Here is a 16,474-nt window from a genome sequence, read left to right as displayed (position 1 = left end):
GGTTGTCTGTGAAGTGATTCACATCCGCCGTGTCGATGGAGGCGCATTATAGGGAGTTCCCGAGCGACCGCAACAGAAAAGTTGCAAAAAAATGACTGACTGCTGTATTCCCCAGCAAAACCCCGCCTTATACCCTTTTACGCACAGAGTTATCCACAATCCATTGACGATCCCGGTGCGATCCCGCTAATTGAACACTATACTAGCGGCAAATATTCCTCTCGCAGACCAACCTGATGACGACACAACGACTTCAACGTGACTGGCGTATCCCAACCGCCGGGCTCGCCGTGCTGGTGTTACTTATAGCAGGTTTCGCACTGCATACGCACTGGAATGCTTTTATTCAGTGGTGCCTCGCCGCTCAGATCACACTGCACCGTTATCTGGTAATGTATTTGCTGCAACTTAATAATCATCAGTACAGCGGTGGGCTGTGGTTGTTAACCGGTGCGTTTCTTTATGGTGTACTCCATGCCGTTGGACCAGGACACGGCAAATTTATCGTCGCCACGTATCTCAGCACCAATAAAGAGAGCCAGCTCGCGGCGCGCGTCGTACCGTTTATCGGTAGCCTGATGCAGGGCGTCAGCGCGATCCTCTTTGTGTTTATCCTGGCGGTTGGATTGAACCTCGCGTCAGGAGATATCAGTACCAGCCGTTGGTACGTCGAGAAAATCAGCGCCTTACTGATTGCCGCCTTCGGTGCGTTTATCATTTATCAGGCGCTCAGCAGCCTGCGTCCGCGCAAAATGGCGATTAGCGCCATCAAGCCGCATCATCAGCATAATGAACACTGTGGCTGCGGCCATCACGGCGTAGGGGTGGATCTGGCTAAAAGCGACTGGAAAACCCGTCTGGGCGTGGTGCTGGCCATTGGCGCACGCCCGTGCAGCGGAGCAATTATGATCCTGATGTTCTCGAATGCGCTCGGCATTATTAGCTGGGGAATTACTGCTGTGATGACAATGTCGCTGGGCACGGCGCTGTCGATTATGGGGCTGTCGCTGGCAGTACGTTACGCGCGTGAACGCACAGTAGCCTGGTTTAGTGGCGGCACTTCCCTGAACTGGGTAATGCCGATGGTCAAAATAGCCGGAGGAGTTGTTCTGATACTGTTCGCAACTATCCTCTTCCTGACGGTGATCCCCGTCAGCGTCAGCGGCGACTATATCGCCGCAGGATGCTAATAAAAGAAAACCCGCCAGCGGCGGGTTTTTTATCACTCGTTAATTCGCGGATGCTGGTCAACCAGGCGAGAACGTTTTTTCTGAAGCTCTTCAATCTCTGCGTCAATATCTTCAATCTTCTGCTCTACGTTATCGTAGTGCTCGCGCAGGATCTCCTTCGCTTCCTGAATATCGGACGCCGCAGGCGTTGCCCCTTTCAGTGGACGGTTCGCCGTCTCCTTCATAGTAATACCGGTAATCAGGCCAATCACCGCAATAACCATCAGATAGTAAGCAGGCATCATCAGGTTCTGCGTGCTCTCCACCAGTGAAGCAGCAAGCGTCGGCGTCAGGCCCGCAATCAGAACGGAGATATTAAAGGCTGCCGCCAGCGCACTGTAGCGAATATGCGTCGGGAACATTGCCGGTAGCGTAGAAGCCATCACCCCGATAAAGCAGTTGAGGATCACCGCCAGCATCAGCAGACCGGCGAAAATCAGCCCCAGCACATTGCTGTTAATCAGAATAAAGGCCGGGATTGCCAGCGCGAACAGCGCGACGCTACCGAGAATAATGAATGGCTTACGGCCAAAGCGGTCGCTCAGCAGACCCATAATCGGCTGCACGAACAGCATGCCTACCATGATGGCGATAATAATCAGCACACCGTGGTCTTCCGAGTAGTGCAGGTTATGCGACAGATAGCTCGGCATGTAGGTCAGCAGCATGTAATAGGTCACGTTGGTGGAAATCACCAGACCGATACAGGTCAGCAGGCTGCGCCAGTGTTTGGTCGCAATCTCCTTGAACGACACTTTTGGGCCATCCTGCAACCCTTCACGGTCGCCCTGCTCCAGCTTTTCAACGTGCTGCTGGAACGCAGGCGTCTCTTCCAGGGCGTGACGCAGGTAAAGACCGATGATGCCAAGCGGCAGCGCCAGGAAGAACGGAATACGCCAGCCCCAGTCGAGGAAGTTCTCTTCACCCACTACGGTTGAAATCAGAACCACAACTCCCGCGCCCATGACAAACCCGGCAATCGAACCAAAGTCGAGCCAGCTGCCCATAAAGCCGCGTTTTCGGTCCGGAGAATACTCGGCGACAAAAATCGATGCACCGGTATATTCGCCGCCAACGGAGAAGCCCTGCGCCATCTTACAGATCAACAGCAGGATCGGCGCCCATATACCAATGGTCGCATAGGACGGAATAAGGCCGATACAGAATGTACTTATCGACATGATGACAATAGTAATGGCCAGGATCTTCTGGCGACCATATTTATCACCCAGCATGCCGAAGAACAGGCCACCGAGAGGGCGAATAAGGAAGGGAACAGAGAACGTACCCAGCGCGGCAATCATCTGCAAGCTGGGATCGGCACCGGGGAAGAACACTTTACCAAGCGCATAGGCAACAAAGCCGTAGACACCAAAATCGAACCACTCCATCGCATTACCGAGCGAGGCCGCCGTAATCGCTTTGCGCAGTTTCGCATCATCAATAATGGTGACATCGCGCAGCGTGATGGGTTTTACTTTTTTCCTTCTAAGCATAGCTTTCCTCGTAGACTCAGCCCCGTCCGTTTCACAGCGCATTTGCAAGCTGTGAACCAGAGATCCGCTCCATGCGAATCTCCTTATTCAAGCGTAGCAGGTTTACTTACATTGACGTTTTACCTCAATACAACCGAACCTGTTGACGCCTGTCTGGGCAGTTAAAGACCTTTTTACCCTACCAGCGTTTATATATGTGATCAACTTCACATATATTTTTCCGGTTCGTAAGTTGGCTTCAGGTTTTGTCAATTCACGATAAATAAGGTCATTCTCACCCCCTTTATCAAGCACATCTTAACACCCGTTATTATTCCTCTTAAAACAAAAAACAATCACATTTCTTCACATCGAATTTACACAAAATTTAATTATTAACAGCGGGCATTCCTGTTTACATTCAATATGTGACGCAGATAACTAAAACAGTGTTTTATTTTCATTGAATCGCAATTCCAAAGATCGCATGATAAACCCGAACACAATATCCCAGCGGCTTTCAAATGAAGGAATGCTAAGCACCTGAATTTCGCTTTACAGCATAAGTAACGAATCGATTGGTCTTCAAAAAAGGCAATCATTTGAATTTGTTGATCTATTTTTTGAGATTTCCGCCAGCCACGCGGGCGAGATGTGAGGGTTAATGATGAAGATTAAAGCAACAATAGAACGCATCCCGGGCGGGATGATGCTGGTCCCGCTGGTACTTGGCGCGATATTAAATACGCTGGCCCCGAATACCGGTGCTTATTTTGGCGGTTTTACAAAAGGTATGATCACCGGAACGGTGCCGATTCTGGCAGTCTGGTTCTTTTGCATCGGCGCATCTATTAATTTACGTGCAACTGGTACGGTATTACGTAAATCAGGGACGCTGGTCATTACTAAAATTGCGGTCGCCTGGGTCGTTGCCATGATCTGCGCGATGTTCATTCCGGAGAATGGCATACAGACCGGATTCTTCGCCGGATTATCCGTTCTGGCCATTGTTTCAGCAATGGATATGACCAACGGCGGTCTCTATGCCAGCCTGATGAATCAATATGGCACCAAAGAAGAATCAGGCGCGTTCGTGCTGATGTCCCTGGAGTCGGGTCCGCTGATGACCATGCTGATTCTGGGTTCTGCCGGCCTTGCCTCCTTTGAACCCCACCATTTTGTCGGGGCGATCCTGCCGTTCCTGATTGGTTTTGCGCTAGGCAACCTCGATCACGATCTGCGCGATTTCTTCAGCAAAGCCACCCCGGTACTGATCCCGTTCTTCGGCTTCGCGTTGGGCAATACCATCAATCTGAACGTGATTCTGGAAACCGGCCTGCTGGGTATTGTGCTGGGTGTTGCCGTCATCGTCATCACGGGTATCCCGCTAATTATTGCAGACCGCGTCATTGGGGGCGGTAACGGAACCGCAGGTGTGGCCGCCTCGTCGGCCGCAGGCGCTGCGGTAGCTAACCCGGTGATTATCGCCCAGATTAACCCGGCCTTTGAACCGGTGGCGGCTTCCGCCACGGCCCTGGTTGCCGCCAGCGTGATTGTGACGGCGATTCTGGTCCCGATCATCACGGCGCTGTACGCCAGACGTTTTGGACAGGTTCCGGAGACCCAGGCAGAGCCGAAAGCGGTAGAAATGCACCACTAAGCCGTTCGCCCCCTCCTTAAAAAGAGGGGGCAATCACGCACTAAATATCTCTTCCACCATGCCATCCACCAGCCGTTTTGCCGAACAGAGTCTCGGCATACCCAGCGCGACCGTTTGCCAGCTCTGCGTCACTGACCAGCTCACCGGATGTTTATCCGCCTGACACCAGTCCCCCAGCCAGCCAAGCATATCTTTATAATCCATCAGACCAGGAGAAGCGGGCGTCGTCAGCCACTGATGGTAAAAATGCCGGGTGGTGGGAGAAGCGTTAATCCCCTGTGCCAGATAGTTTGCGGCCATGCTGCGCAGGTTATCTTTCAGCATGGCCGCCACATCACTATTCGCCAGACGACAGGCATCGCCAAACGCGCCCCAGCGCAACTCTTCCAGCACGATAAAGCAGCGGCCAGCCAGCGACCAGCCGTCATACTGCCCGGCTCGCCAGCGGGTAAAAATTTGCTCGCTGTGCTCACCCGCCTGAACCGTAAGGCCGCGCTGCGCGAGCGCTTTCTCTTTATAGGCGGCACGCTGGTTGAAATGTGCGGAGAGCGCCTCGTACTGTTGCAACAATCCGGAAGGTTGAGGGAGGCGTGGATTAACCTGCTGGCGCAGGGCTACCAGCTTGTCGGACATGCGGGTCAGCGCCAGGTGTCCGGGGTCGAGCATACCGGCCAGTTTCTCCGCCAGACCCAGCCGCAGTGCTGCATTTTCGTTGAGCATTCCCGCCATTGCCCATGGCCGCAACCGGGTCTGCGTAACGATCTCCTGCGTCAAACGCTCACGAAATTGCAGTTGCTGTGGCCCCAGGAGGGTGTGACGAGCAGCATCCGCCCCCTGGACCAAATCGACCATAAATTTTGGATGAATACACTCCAGCGTCCGCCCGGGACCGTCCAGTAGCTGTGTTGTCATGGTTGCTCTGCCGCGAATAAGGTTTGAATATCATCGCGTAACAGTCGGGTATCTTCCTGAATCCACGCCGCTGTGGTCATACTTTGCTTCAACAACTGGCTAAGCGCCCGGGTTGAATGCTCATTCTGCTGCCGCACGGCAAGGCTATCACGCAAGCTTTCCTGTAACCCGGTCAGGCACAACGAAAACTCTGCAAAGAACGTTGCCATACCTGCCGTAACAGAGACATCGACCTGCGCGGCCAAAGCTTTACGTATTTGATCGCAAAACTGATCGGTATGCTGCGTAAATTTGCCATGAAGCTGAGCGATATCGATGACATATCGGGTGCGCGTCTCCACATACGCTTCCCAGCCCCAGCCGGGATGATTGAGCCAGCGCGAGACGGTATTACGTACGCTGCCCGCCCCTGCAGGCTGACTGGCGGGAGGGGTGTCCTGCACAATGGCATCATTAAATAAGCCGCGCGTATTGAAGTTAAGCTGGTTTGCCTGAAACGCCGGAAAGCTAATCCGCGCCCGAAAGCCGGCATGACTGAGCTGTTCCTTAATTTGCATCTCGATGGGGCGCATCGCCTCATTCAACGATCGGGCGAGCGTAGACTCCAGCTGATCGAAGCGTAACGCCAGCTCCCGGCTAATTCTGCTCTGCGCATTCAGCAAAATCTGCTCGCATGACGATCGGATCTTGCTCAGGACAATCTGTGCCTGCCCTTCATCGTCAAGCACCAGCTGCTGGTGCTCATCCGTGTCGTCTGTACGCATGCTGGATGGCTCGCGCCCGGCTAAATCAAGAATTAACGGGCGGCTAAACATGTCGTCCAGCGCCTGGTGAAGTTCACCTTTCTGACTAAGCAGAAATGTATCCGCTGCGTTGAGCGCCTCTTCAACTTCATGCTGGACCTCATCGCTCACTACGCTCTGCCGCTGACGCAGCATCGCCATGTCCTCTTCCAGGCGCTTAATATTCCGCTCCAGCTCATCAAAGGCGACCGTCAGTCCCTGATGGCGAAAATCCAGGTATTCTCTGGCATTTTGCGCATAGTTCAGCAGCTTATGCGATGCCGACCGCAGGGCGAACAGCGAGGCGTTGGCGTAAGCCGCGTAAATCAGCTTGCGGATGGGCTGTTCGAACAGCGAATCCTCCCACAGCAGATCCGCCGCATGGCGAATATGGTCACTATCGTCGAGATCGGCCGTACGCCAGCGGCGGCCCAGCGCGGCCTCGGCAAAATCCTGCACCCAACGCTGATCCTGATGATCGGGAAGCCGCCCATGGGTGTTCATCTCATAGCGGGCGCGGTTTGCCAGGTAGGCCCACATGGAAGAGACCGGGTAAATTTGTCCCGGAGAAATATTCCCTTTCATCAGCGTGCCGGAAATCATCGCCCGTACCTGCTCTTCATCGTCGCTGTTACGATCTTTCTGATCGAATTTATTGACCAGGGCGTAAAGCGGCACGGATTTCCCCGCCGCCGAAATTGCCTGACGAACCTCAGCATCAGAAATGGATTTAAGCTGGGTATAATCCATCACCGCCAGCACGGCGGAGGCGCGCGCCAGCTGCTCGCTGAGCATTTTTTGCAGGTGCGGCTGACCGGCCTCGTTCGGCCCCGGCGTGTCGAGCAGCGTCAGTTGCCCCAGGTGCGCATCCAGACCGGCGAGGTGCACAAATTCCACCTCAATCACCGGAATATGTTCAATCGCGGCGTACTCAGAAAAAGGAAACTCCACGCCCAGCGCCTGAGAAAGCCGCACCAGATCGTTCAGGCTTTTCAGACAATGAAAGATGGGCTCCGCGCCCAGGTGATGTTTTCCGAACGCCTCACCTCTTTCGATGCGCTCCAGCAGCGTATTCATGTCCTTGTCGATTTCCAGACGCCGCGCCAGCTTGCCGCGATCTTTATCGCACAATTTCGTCTGCAACTGGGAAATCAGGGTATCAATGGGCGCAACGTGCAAAAAATGCAGCACCGGCTCCTTCTGGCCCGGCGTATGGCGGATCAGCGTGGGCAGCGCCGTCATCGGACGATTGCGGTTCGGCAGCACTTCCGTGCCCACAATCGCATTAATGGTGGTCGATTTTCCCGCTTTCATGGTACCCACAATCGCCAGCACCATTTCGAGGCGGGTTATTTTGCGTAATTCGTTATTCAGCAACGCCTGCTGAGCGTCGACACCCCGCGCGCTAAAATGTAATGGCAAAACGTTGTTATTAACGCCGCTCATGGCAGCGGCTGTGCTATCCAGCTTTGCAATCGGCATTGATTTTAATGAATCAAGATTGTTCAGAGCCAGCTGTAACAAACGTTCGGCTTCCTGGCTTAATTCAAATATGGTCTGTGTGTGCATGATAAAAGCCTTCCCTTAACGCAAATTTATTACTTTTATTAAGCCACGTTTTTTTAATTATACTGTTCAGGCTTATATGATCACGTATGGAAAACATGTTCATTTAATACAAGTAACTGAAGATAATGAGAATTTAAATCTCACCCTTCTAATACGTGTAAAACATCCCTCTGGTCAGAAGACCAAAAGTAAATAGACAAAACGCATTTTCAGGAAACATCAGGAGATATCATCGTTATTTACCCACCAAAAAAGAGAGGTATTCCCTGACACCAAAAGATGTATAGCATCAGAAAGGATAGATAAATAACGGCTTGTTCCTTCACCTTATCCGAAATGGCACAGCGTAGCAATTTGCTGTAATAAAATATTCGATATATTTATCATCATAACGATCACTGCCGTGCAGGGCATAAGCTTCCCTTAATTCACTGACAGTTCGTGTCATCTTTTACGCATTTTTGCGCTATTTTTCTAAAACAATATCACCGACAAAAGTGGGGATTTGCGTTATACTCGCTGCCTTTTTCGGCACACTGCCGTCATTTAGCTGGCGTTTTCCAGCGTGTTAACACTTTTGAGGATACCAACATGCAACTTCCACACTGCCCGAAATGCAATTCTGAATACACCTATGAAGACAATGGCGTGTTCGTTTGCCCGGAATGCGCCCATGAATGGAACGATGCGGAGCCTGCGCAGGACAGCGATACGCTGATTGTGAAAGACGCGAACGGCAACCTGCTGTCAGACGGCGACAGCGTTACCGTTGTGAAAGATCTGAAGGTAAAAGGCAGTTCTTCCATGCTGAAGATTGGTACCAAAGTGAAAAACATCCGTCTTGTTGAAGGCGATCATAATATCGATTGCAAAATTGACGGCTTCGGTCCGATGAAACTGAAATCTGAGTTCGTGAAAAAGAACTGATTGACCCGCCCGGTGACGCTTCGCTTACCGGGCGTTCGGGAACTACACTTAACGGGCTTTTCTTACGTGAGGTAAAGATTATGCCGTTAAGTCCCTACATCTCTTTCGCCGGCAACTGTGCGGAGGCCACCGCCTTCTATCAGCAGGCCGTCGGCGCAGAACTCCTCTACAAAATCACCTTCGGCGAAATGCCTAAAGACGAAAACAGCGAAGAAGGCTGTCCGTCCGGCATGAACTTCCCGGATACCGCCATCGCCCACTCTAACGTCCGCATCGCGGGCAGCGACATTATGATGAGCGACGGGATACCGCCTGGCAGCAGCGCGCAATACGCGGGTTTCACACTGGTGCTCGACACCCAGGATGTGTCGGAAGGCAAGCGCTGGTTCGACAACCTCGCCGATGGCGGCAATATTGAAATGGCCTGGCAGGAGACCTTCTGGGCGCACGGATTCGGCACTGTGACCGACAAATACGGCGTGCCGTGGATGATTAACGTCGTTAAATCGTAGGCTGGATAAGCGCAGCGCATCCGGCAACAGCGTCCGGTGGCGCTGCGCTGGCCGGGCCTACGGTGATTGTCATCAAATCCCCCTCAACTCTTCAAACTCCCGCAACCAACACTTAACCTGAATGTCATATTGATGCGCCAGCATGAGGCCACATTTATCGTGAGGCCCAGCACATGCAAACTGTCATTCGCGTCGAGAAACTGAGCAAAACCTTCCATCACAACAAGGCGCTGCATGCCGTTGATCTGACCGTCCAGCAGGGCGAAATGGTGGCGCTGCTGGGGCCATCCGGTTCAGGAAAATCCACCCTTCTTCGTCACTTAAGCGGCCTCATTACCTGTGACAAAACGCCGGAAAGCCGCGTCGAGCTGCTGGGTAACACCGTGCAACATGCGGGGCGTCTGGCGAGCGATATTCGCAAAAGCCGCGCGCAGACGGGCTATATCTTTCAGCAGTTCAACCTGGTGAACCGCCTGACGGTGCTCGAGAACGTGCTGATTGGCGCGCTCGGCAGCACCCCGTTCTGGCGCACCTGCCTGCGCTGGTTCTCCCCTTCCCAGAAACAAGAAGCCTTACAGGCGCTGACCCGCGTCGGCATGGCGCATTTTGCCCACCAGCGCGTCTCAACGCTCTCCGGCGGACAGCAGCAGCGCGTCGCCATCGCCCGCGCCCTGATGCAGAAAGCCAAAATCATTCTGGCCGATGAGCCTATCGCCTCGCTGGATCCGGAATCGGCCCGCATCGTGATGGAAACCCTGCGCGACATCAACCAGAACGACGGCATCACCGTGGTGGTGACGCTGCATCAGGTGGATTACGCCCTGCGCTACTGCGAGCGCATCGTCGCCCTGCGTCAGGGCCACGTGTTCTTCGATGGCGCCAGCCATCAGTTTGATAACGAACGTTTTGATCATCTCTACCGCAGCGTAAACCGCGTCGAAGAACGCGCGCAGGCTGCTTAACGCCCCGATAACGAGGAATGGAAATGAACTACAAAGCCGTTGCCGCGCTGGCCTTCACCAGCATGTTCAGCATCAGCACCCTGTTAAGCCCGGCCTGGGCAGAGGAACAGGAAAAAGCGTTGAACTTTGGCATCATTTCAACGGAATCACAGCAAAACCTGAAGCCGCAGTGGGAACCGTTCCTGAAAGATATGGAAACCAAACTGGGGATCAAAGTGAACGCCTTCTTCGCCCCGGACTACGCGGGCATTATCCAGGGAATGCGCTTCAACAAAGTCGACATCGCCTGGTACGGCAACCTCTCTGCCATGGAAGCGGTAGATCGCGCCAACGGCCAGGTCTTTGCCCAGACCGTTGCAGCAGACGGCTCCCCGGGCTACTGGAGCGTGCTGATCGTTAACAAAGACAGCCCGATCAACAACCTCAACGATATGCTCGCCAAACGCAAAGAGCTGACCTTTGGTAACGGCGACCCGAATTCTACGTCCGGCTTCCTCGTCCCGGGTTACTACGTCTTCGCGAAAAACAACATCTCCGCCAGCGACTTCAAGCGCACGGTCAACGCCAGCCACGAAACCAACGCCCTGGCCGTAGCGAACAAGCAGGTAGACGTTGCCACCAACAACACTGAAAACCTCGACAAGCTGAAGACCTCCGCGCCGGACAAGCTGAAAGCGCTGAAGGTGATCTGGAAATCGCCATTGATCCCGGGCGACCCGATTGTGTGGCGTAAAAACCTCTCCGAAAGCACCAAAGACAAGGTCTACGACTTCTTTATGAACTACGGCAAAACGCCGGAAGAGAAAGCGGTGCTGGCGCACCTGGGCTGGGCACCGTTCCGCGCGTCCAGCGATTTGCAGCTGGTGCCGATTCGCCAGCTGGCGCTGTTTAAACAGATGCAGGGCGTGAAGGACAACAAAGGTCTGAAGGAAGAAGAGAAAACCAGCAAAGTGTCGGAAATTCAGGCGCAGCTGGACGATCTCGACCGCCTGACCGCCGCGCTCGGGGCGATGACCAGCGTGAATAAAGCGGTGCAGTAACTCAAGTCCCCTCTCCCACAGGGAGAGGGAGAACAGATTAAGGAGCCAACATGCAAACCATCACCCTCCCGCCGCCAAAGCGCAGCTGGTTCTCGCTCATAAGCTGGGCCGTTCTGCTGGCGGTGCTCGTTATCTCCTGGAAGGGCGCGGAGATGGATCCGCTGCTGCTCTTCAGGGACTCGGGCAACATGGCGACCTTCGCCGCCGACTTCTTCCCGCCGGACTTCAGCCAGTGGCAGGACTACCTCAGTGAAATGGCCACCACCCTGCAAATCGCCGTCTGGGGCACCGCCCTCGCCGTGATCCTCTCCATTCCGTTTGGCCTGATGAGCGCCGAAAACATCGTGCCGTGGTGGATCTACCAGCCGATGCGTCGCCTGATGGACGCCTGTCGCGCCATCAACGAAATGGTCTTTGCGATGCTGTTCGTGGTCGCCGTCGGCCTGGGTCCGTTCGCTGGCGTGATGGCGCTGTTCATCCACACCACCGGCGTACTCTCCAAGCTGCTCTCCGAAGCGGTTGAAGCCATCGAGCCCGGCCCGGTGGAAGGCATCCGCGCAACCGGCGCGAACAAAATCGAAGAGATCCTCTACGGCGTCCTGCCGCAGGTCATGCCGCTGCTCATCTCCTATTCGCTATACCGCTTCGAGTCCAACGTTCGCTCCGCCACCGTGGTCGGCATGGTGGGCGCAGGCGGTATTGGCGTCACCCTGTGGGAAGCGATTCGCGGTTTCCAGTTCCAGCAAACCTGCGCATTGATGGTGCTCATCATCGTCACCGTCAGTCTGCTGGATTTCCTCTCTCAACGCTTGCGTAAGCACTTCATCTGAGAAGCGAGGCTTTGATTGGTATGCACTTATCCAGACATCCGACCAGTTACCCTACCCGCTGGCAAGAGATTGCGGCAAAGCTCGAAGTGGAGCTGCGCACGCACTATCGGTGCGGCGACTACCTGCCTGCCGAGCAGCAGCTTGCCGACCGCTACGAAGTGAATCGCCACACCCTGCGTCGCGCCATCGATCAGCTGGTGGAACGCGGCTGGGTCCAGCGTCGTCAGGGCGTCGGCGTGCTGGTGCTGATGCGTCCGTTTGACTACCCGCTCAATGCTCAGGCGCGTTTTAGCCAGAACCTGCTCGATCAGGGCAGCCACCCCACCAGCGAAAAGCTGCTGTCTGTCCTGCGCCCGGCCTCCCGCCACGTAGCGGACGCGCTGGGGATTCAGGAGGGCGACAACGTCGTTCACCTGCGCACGTTGCGCCGGGTGAACGGCGTGGCGGTCTGTCAGATCGACCACTACTTCGCGGACCTCTCCCTCTGGCCCGTGCTGCAACATTTCGCCAGCGGTTCCCTGCATGATTTTCTTCAGGAGGCGACGGGTATCGCGCTCAAACGCACCCAGACGCGCATCAGCGCCCGCCGCGCGCAGGCTAAAGAGAGCAAGGTGCTGGAGATCCCCAACATGGCCCCGCTGCTCTGCGTGCGCACCCTCAACCACCGTGACGGCGACGTCAACGCAACGGAATACTCCGTCAGCCTGACCCGCGCCGACATGATTGAATTTACCATGGAGCACTGAATGCACTTCGACACCTCCACTCGTCAGCGCTGGATGCGCGTGCTGGCCCACAGCCAGCCTGCTGCGCTGGCTGCCCGCATGAACGCGCTCGGCCTGACGCCGGACTACGACACGATCCGCGCGCCGGAGATCGGCCTGGTGCAGATCCAGGCACGCATGGGCGGCACCGGCGAGCGCTTCTTCGCCGGCGATGCCACCCTCACCCGCGCGGTGATCCGCCTGAGCAGCGGCACGCTGGGCTACGGCTACGTACTTGGACGCGACAAAACGCACGCCGAGCGCTGCGCGGTTATCGACGCGCTTTTACAGGAACAGCCGCATTTTCAGACCTTAATGGAAACCCTTATTGCCCCGCTGGAAGCTGACCGCGCCGCACGCCTTGCCGCGCGTCAGGCCGAAGTGAATACCAGCCGGGTAGACTTCTTTACGCTCGTTCGCGGAGACAACGCATGACGCTTCAACCTGCCTTTACCCTGGCCGTCCAGGATGCCCAACAGAGTTTCCGTCGCCTGCTGAAAGCCATGAGCGAGCCCGGCGTGATCGTCTCGCTGCACCAGCTTTCGCAGGGCTGGCTGCCGCTGAATCTCGCCTCTACCAGCGTGCTGCTGACGCTGGCGGACAACGACACGCCGGTATGGCTGTCAGGGGCATTGCTGAACGATATCGCCAGCCAGAACCTGCGCTTTCACACCAACGCGCCGCTGGTCGAGCAGCCCCAGCAGGCGGTCTTCGCCGTGGCAGACGAGCAAATCAGCCACGAGCAGCTTAACGCCCTGAGCGAAGGCAGCGCCGTCGCCCCGGAAACCAGCGCCACGCTGATTTTGCAGGTCTCCAGCCTGAGCGGTGGTCGCATGCTTCGCCTGACGGGTGCAGGCATCGCCGACGAGCGGATGGTCGCCCCCCAGCTGCCGGAGTGCATCATCCATGAGCTGACCGAGCGCCCGCATCCGTTCCCGCTCGGTATCGACCTGATCCTGACCTGCGGCGAGCGCCTGCTGGCGATCCCGCGAACCACTCACGTGGAGGTGTGCTGATGTACGTTGCCGTCAAAGGGGGCGAGAAGGCGATCGCCGCCGCCCATGCCTTGCAGGCGCACAGACGCCGGGGGGATGACGCTCTTCCCGAGCTGAGCGTCGCACAGATTGAACAGCAGTTAAACCTGGCCGTCGACCGCGTGATGACCGAAGGCGGCATCGCGGACCGTGAGCTGGCGGCGCTGGCGCTGAAACAGGCCAGCGGCGATAACGTGGAAGCCATCTTCCTGCTGCGCGCTTACCGCACAACGCTTGCGAAGCTGGCGGTGAGCGAGCCGGTAAATACGGCGGAAATGCGTTTAGAGCGCCGTATTTCTGCGGTGTATAAAGATATTCCTGGCGGCCAGCTGCTTGGCCCCACCTACGACTACACCCATCGTCTGATGGACTTCGCTCTGCTGGCAAACGGTGAAACACCGCAGCTCAGCGCCTCTGACGCTGAACAAGACGCCTCCCCGCACGTCTTTAGCCTGCTGGCAAACCAGGGGCTGGCGAAGGCGGAAGAAGACACCGGCAGCACACCGGATGACATCACCCGCACGCCGCCGGTCTATCCCTGTTCGCGCTCGTCCCGTCTGCAACAGCTGATGCGCGGCGACGAAGGCTATCTGCTGGCGCTGGCCTACTCCACGCAGCGCGGCTACGGGCGCAACCACCCCTTCGCGGCAGAGATCCGCAGCGGCTATCTCGATGTCGAAATTGTGCCAGAAGAGCTGGGGTTTGCGGTGAACATCGGCGAACTGCTGATGACCGAGTGCGAAATGGTCAACGGTTTTGTCGCGCCAGAAAATGAAGATCCACACTTTACCCGCGGCTACGGGCTGGTGTATGGCCTGAGCGAGCGCAAGGCGATGGCGATGGCGCTGGTTGACCGTGCGCTCCAGGCGCCGGACTACGGCGAGCATATTGCAGGGCCGGCACAGGACGAAGAGTTCGTGCTGGCCCACGCGGATAACGTTGAGGCCGCGGGCTTTGTCTCGCACCTCAAGCTGCCGCACTACGTCGATTTCCAGGCCGAACTGGAACTGCTGAAACGCCTGCAACGGGAGCGCGCCAATGGCTAACTTAAGCGGCTACAACTTTGCCTATCTGGACGAGCAAACTAAACGCATGATCCGCCGCGCCATCCTTAAGGCTGTGGCGATCCCCGGCTACCAGGTGCCGTTCGGCGGCCGCGAAATGCCGATGCCCTACGGCTGGGGCACCGGCGGTATTCAAATCACCGCCAGCGTGATTGGCGAAGCGGACGTGCTGAAGGTCATCGACCAGGGGGCAGACGACACCACCAATGCCGTGTCGATCCGCAACTTCTTTAAGCGCGTAACGGGCGTCAACACCACTGAAAAAACCGAAGACGCGACGCTGATCCAGACCCGTCACCGCATCCCGGAAACCCCGCTGACGGAAGATCAGATTTTGATTTTCCAGGTGCCGATCCCGGAGCCGCTGCGCTTTATCGAGCCGCGGGAAACCGAAACCCGCACCATGCACGCCCTGGAAGAGTACGGGATCATGCAGGTCAAACTGTATGAGGACATCGCCCGCTTCGGCCATATCGCCACCACCTACGCCTACCCGGTGAAGGTGAACGGCCGCTACGTGATGGACCCGTCGCCGATCCCGAAATTCGATAACCCGAAGATGGACATGATGCCCGCCCTGCAACTTTTTGGTGCCGGACGTGAAAAACGCATCTACGCCGTACCGCCGTTTACCCGCGTAGAGAGCCTGGATTTCGACGATCACCCGTTTACGGTGCAGGAGTGGGACGAGCCGTGCGCCATCTGCGGATCCAAACACAGCTATCTGGATGAAGTGGTGCTGGACGACACGGGCAAACGGATGTTTGTCTGCTCCGACACCGATTACTGCCGCCAACAGAGCGAGGCGAACAGCCAATGAAACCGCTGCTTTCGGTTAACAACCTGACTCACCTTTATGCGCCGGGCAAAGGCTTTAGCGACGTGTCGTTTGAGCTGTGGCCGGGCGAAGTGCTGGGCATCGTCGGCGAGTCCGGCTCCGGTAAAACCACCCTGCTGAAGTCCATCTCCGCGCGCCTGACGCCGCAGAATGGCGACATTTTGTATGAGGGCGTGTCGCTGTACGGCATGAGCGAAGCCGAGCGCCGCCGCCTGCTGCGCACCGAGTGGGGCGTGGTGCATCAGCACCCGATGGACGGCCTGCGCCGTCAGGTGTCAGCGGGGGGCAACATCGGTGAACGGCTGATGGCCACCGGCGCACGCCACTACGGCAATATCCGCGCCACGGCGCAGCACTGGCTGGAGGAAGTTGAAATCCCCGCCTCGCGCATCGACGACCTGCCGACCACCTTCTCCGGCGGCATGCAGCAGCGTTTACAGATTGCCCGCAATCTCGTCACCCATCCGAAGCTGGTGTTTATGGACGAACCGACCGGCGGGCTGGACGTATCCGTGCAGGCTCGCCTGCTCGACCTGCTGCGCGGCCTGGTGGTGGAGCTGAACCTGGCGGTGGTGATTGTCACCCATGATTTAGGCGTCGCGCGCCTGCTGGCGGACCGTCTTCTGGTGATGAAGCAGGGTCAGGTGGTGGAAAGTGGGCTGACCGACCGGGTGCTCGACGATCCCCATCATCCGTACACCCAGCTGCTGGTGTCGTCGGTGTTGCAGAACTGAGGGCGCTGTTGCCGGGTGGCGCTGCGCTTACCCGGCCTACGAACAGCGCACCTGTAGGCCGGGTAAGGCGAAGCCGCCACCCGGCAAAACGAACACCGCACCCGTAGGCCGGGTAAGGCGAAGCCGCCACCCGGCAAAACGA

Annotated in this window: 16 protein-coding genes; 13 read left to right on the top strand and 3 right to left on the bottom strand. The window is 56.5% G+C overall.

Annotated elements, in window-relative coordinates; genetic code table 11:
* The first annotated feature begins 236 nt into the window (after window positions 1–236).
* Window positions 237–1,190, top strand: coding sequence for a nickel/cobalt transporter (locus ACOT0L_RS22550; RefSeq protein WP_126504380.1), 954 nt, complete (start codon window positions 237–239; stop codon window positions 1,188–1,190).
* Between the two features lie 32 nt (window positions 1,191–1,222).
* Here the strand turns inward: ACOT0L_RS22550 and proP are convergent, their stop codons facing one another.
* On the bottom strand, window positions 1,223–2,725 hold the full coding sequence (proP, locus tag ACOT0L_RS22545; protein ID WP_022646793.1) for a glycine betaine/L-proline transporter ProP: 1,503 nt from the start codon (window positions 2,723–2,725) through the stop codon (window positions 1,223–1,225).
* Between the two features lie 646 nt (window positions 2,726–3,371).
* Here proP and kdgT point away from each other — a divergent pair.
* Window positions 3,372–4,364, top strand: a complete 993-nt coding sequence (gene kdgT, locus ACOT0L_RS22540) for a 2-keto-3-deoxygluconate transporter (protein ID WP_022646792.1) — start codon at window positions 3,372–3,374, stop codon at window positions 4,362–4,364.
* A gap of 33 nt (window positions 4,365–4,397) precedes the next feature.
* On the opposite strand, the gene ACOT0L_RS22535 is transcribed toward kdgT, so the two are convergent.
* Together ACOT0L_RS22535 and crfC are read right to left on the bottom strand one after the other, a co-directional pair.
* Entirely contained in the window at window positions 4,398–5,276 is an 879-nt protein-coding gene (locus tag ACOT0L_RS22535) for a diguanylate cyclase regulator RdcB family protein (protein ID WP_022646791.1), read from the bottom strand.
* Window positions 5,273–7,627, bottom strand: a complete 2,355-nt coding sequence (crfC, locus tag ACOT0L_RS22530; protein WP_023305280.1) for a clamp-binding protein CrfC — start codon at window positions 7,625–7,627, stop codon at window positions 5,273–5,275. Before crfC ends, ACOT0L_RS22535 begins: the two co-directional genes overlap by 4 nt.
* A 591-nt stretch (window positions 7,628–8,218) precedes the next feature.
* On the opposite strand from crfC, the gene ACOT0L_RS22525 reads away from it, so the two are divergent.
* From ACOT0L_RS22525 to phnK, 11 genes are all read left to right on the top strand, one after another.
* On the top strand, window positions 8,219–8,554 hold the full coding sequence (locus ACOT0L_RS22525; protein WP_126504378.1) for a zinc ribbon domain-containing protein YjdM: 336 nt from the start codon (window positions 8,219–8,221) through the stop codon (window positions 8,552–8,554).
* An 80-nt stretch (window positions 8,555–8,634) separates the two neighbouring features.
* A complete protein-coding gene (gene yjdN / locus ACOT0L_RS22520; protein WP_022646788.1) occupies window positions 8,635–9,066 on the top strand; it encodes a VOC family metalloprotein YjdN in 432 nt (143 codons plus the stop codon).
* 173 nt (window positions 9,067–9,239) lie between these two features.
* Window positions 9,240–10,028 (top strand): phosphonate ABC transporter ATP-binding protein, encoded by a 789-nt coding sequence (gene phnC / locus ACOT0L_RS22515; RefSeq protein WP_003860210.1) that lies wholly within the window; start codon window positions 9,240–9,242, stop codon window positions 10,026–10,028.
* Window positions 10,029–10,051: 23 nt separating this feature from the next.
* On the top strand, window positions 10,052–11,068 hold the full coding sequence (gene phnD / locus ACOT0L_RS22510) for a phosphonate ABC transporter substrate-binding protein (RefSeq protein ID WP_022646786.1): 1,017 nt from the start codon (window positions 10,052–10,054) through the stop codon (window positions 11,066–11,068).
* Between the two features lie 50 nt (window positions 11,069–11,118).
* Window positions 11,119–11,898 (top strand): phosphonate ABC transporter, permease protein PhnE, encoded by a 780-nt coding sequence (gene phnE / locus ACOT0L_RS22505; RefSeq protein WP_022646785.1) that lies wholly within the window; start codon window positions 11,119–11,121, stop codon window positions 11,896–11,898.
* A gap of 20 nt (window positions 11,899–11,918) precedes the next feature.
* Complete coding sequence (gene phnF, locus ACOT0L_RS22500) at window positions 11,919–12,644, top strand: phosphonate metabolism transcriptional regulator PhnF (protein WP_022646784.1); 726 nt, start codon at window positions 11,919–11,921, stop codon at window positions 12,642–12,644.
* Entirely contained in the window at window positions 12,645–13,097 is a 453-nt protein-coding gene (gene phnG, locus ACOT0L_RS22495) for a phosphonate C-P lyase system protein PhnG (RefSeq protein ID WP_023299115.1), read from the top strand.
* The gene (gene phnH, locus ACOT0L_RS22490; protein WP_003860219.1) at window positions 13,094–13,678 is read left to right on the top strand and encodes a phosphonate C-P lyase system protein PhnH; all 585 of its coding nucleotides are present in this window, start codon (window positions 13,094–13,096) and stop codon (window positions 13,676–13,678) included. Before phnG ends, phnH begins: the two co-directional genes overlap by 4 nt.
* Complete coding sequence (locus ACOT0L_RS22485; RefSeq protein WP_022646782.1) at window positions 13,678–14,742, top strand: carbon-phosphorus lyase complex subunit PhnI; 1,065 nt, start codon at window positions 13,678–13,680, stop codon at window positions 14,740–14,742. Before phnH ends, ACOT0L_RS22485 begins: the two co-directional genes overlap by 1 nt.
* Window positions 14,735–15,580: an alpha-D-ribose 1-methylphosphonate 5-phosphate C-P-lyase PhnJ gene (gene phnJ, locus ACOT0L_RS22480; protein ID WP_022646781.1), complete on the top strand. Its 846-nt coding sequence runs from the start codon at window positions 14,735–14,737 to the stop codon at window positions 15,578–15,580. The genes ACOT0L_RS22485 and phnJ overlap by 8 nt, the downstream gene beginning before the upstream one ends.
* Window positions 15,577–16,332 (top strand): phosphonate C-P lyase system protein PhnK, encoded by a 756-nt coding sequence (phnK, locus tag ACOT0L_RS22475; protein ID WP_003860225.1) that lies wholly within the window; start codon window positions 15,577–15,579, stop codon window positions 16,330–16,332. Before phnJ ends, phnK begins: the two co-directional genes overlap by 4 nt.
* The last annotated feature ends 142 nt before the right edge of the window (window positions 16,333–16,474 follow it).

It is taken from the genome of Enterobacter cloacae complex sp. XAL002, assembly GCF_049236805.1.
Lineage (GTDB): Bacteria > Pseudomonadota > Gammaproteobacteria > Enterobacterales > Enterobacteriaceae > Enterobacter > Enterobacter intestinihominis.
This window is presented reverse-complemented; position numbering and strand designations above follow the sequence as displayed.

What these genes read in the sequence shown, in the direction of transcription:
- ACOT0L_RS22550 (WP_126504380.1), top strand. Translation starts at nt 237, where the DNA reads ATGACGACACAACGACTTCAACGTGACTGGCGTATCCCAACCGCCGGG.
- proP (WP_022646793.1), bottom strand. Translation starts at nt 2,725, where the DNA reads ATGCTTAGAAGGAAAAAAGTAAAACCCATCACGCTGCGCGATGTCACC.
- kdgT (WP_022646792.1), top strand. Translation starts at nt 3,372, where the DNA reads ATGAAGATTAAAGCAACAATAGAACGCATCCCGGGCGGGATGATGCTG.
- ACOT0L_RS22535 (WP_022646791.1), bottom strand. Translation starts at nt 5,276, where the DNA reads ATGACAACACAGCTACTGGACGGTCCCGGGCGGACGCTGGAGTGTATT.
- crfC (WP_023305280.1), bottom strand. Translation starts at nt 7,627, where the DNA reads ATGCACACACAGACCATATTTGAATTAAGCCAGGAAGCCGAACGTTTG.
- ACOT0L_RS22525 (WP_126504378.1), top strand. Translation starts at nt 8,219, where the DNA reads ATGCAACTTCCACACTGCCCGAAATGCAATTCTGAATACACCTATGAA.
- yjdN (WP_022646788.1), top strand. Translation starts at nt 8,635, where the DNA reads ATGCCGTTAAGTCCCTACATCTCTTTCGCCGGCAACTGTGCGGAGGCC.
- phnC (WP_003860210.1), top strand. Translation starts at nt 9,240, where the DNA reads ATGCAAACTGTCATTCGCGTCGAGAAACTGAGCAAAACCTTCCATCAC.
- phnD (WP_022646786.1), top strand. Translation starts at nt 10,052, where the DNA reads ATGAACTACAAAGCCGTTGCCGCGCTGGCCTTCACCAGCATGTTCAGC.
- phnE (WP_022646785.1), top strand. Translation starts at nt 11,119, where the DNA reads ATGCAAACCATCACCCTCCCGCCGCCAAAGCGCAGCTGGTTCTCGCTC.
- phnF (WP_022646784.1), top strand. Translation starts at nt 11,919, where the DNA reads ATGCACTTATCCAGACATCCGACCAGTTACCCTACCCGCTGGCAAGAG.
- phnG (WP_023299115.1), top strand. Translation starts at nt 12,645, where the DNA reads ATGCACTTCGACACCTCCACTCGTCAGCGCTGGATGCGCGTGCTGGCC.
- phnH (WP_003860219.1), top strand. Translation starts at nt 13,094, where the DNA reads ATGACGCTTCAACCTGCCTTTACCCTGGCCGTCCAGGATGCCCAACAG.
- ACOT0L_RS22485 (WP_022646782.1), top strand. Translation starts at nt 13,678, where the DNA reads ATGTACGTTGCCGTCAAAGGGGGCGAGAAGGCGATCGCCGCCGCCCAT.
- phnJ (WP_022646781.1), top strand. Translation starts at nt 14,735, where the DNA reads ATGGCTAACTTAAGCGGCTACAACTTTGCCTATCTGGACGAGCAAACT.
- phnK (WP_003860225.1), top strand. Translation starts at nt 15,577, where the DNA reads ATGAAACCGCTGCTTTCGGTTAACAACCTGACTCACCTTTATGCGCCG.